We start from the raw sequence: 367 nt of genomic DNA, 5'->3' as shown, positions 1-367 counted from the left end.
ACGGTGCATCTCTCCACCGAAACTGAACTTGCCGTCCGGAATACGATTGGTGAAAGGGGCGAGAATGCCGTTTCTCACGCCACTTTGCGATTGCAACTCCGCAGGTGTCAAATAGCCCTCGATAAGGTTTTCAGATTCGCTGCCATCGGCAAGCCGCGGCTGCCAGCTCAGAAGAGTTGCACCCTCGTAAGCGATCTCGGCGGTGAAGCCATTTCCGGAAATGGTAACACCGGCAATCCCCGTGCCTGTCTCGGAGGTGGTCATCGGGAAATTGTCCTTTGCATGCATGCTTTCTGCGGCCACCGGGGCTGTTGCCCCGCCGATTCGCCCGATCATCTTCGCTGCGGAGACATTTCGCAATGGCCGG

1 protein-coding gene is annotated in these 367 nt (G+C 57.5%); it reads right to left on the bottom strand.

Annotation, left to right across the window (positions count from 1 at the left end):
- Positions 1-336, bottom strand: a 336-nt coding sequence (locus tag SB816_RS30180; protein ID WP_410548015.1) for a hypothetical protein, incomplete at its 3' end; no start/stop codon positions are given.
- Between the last annotated feature and the right edge of the window lie 31 nt (positions 337-367).

It is taken from the genome of Achromobacter sp. SIMBA_011, assembly GCF_046535435.1.
GTDB classification, from domain to species: Bacteria; Pseudomonadota; Gammaproteobacteria; order Burkholderiales; family Burkholderiaceae_B; genus Achromobacter; species Achromobacter dolens.
This window is presented reverse-complemented; position numbering and strand designations above follow the sequence as displayed.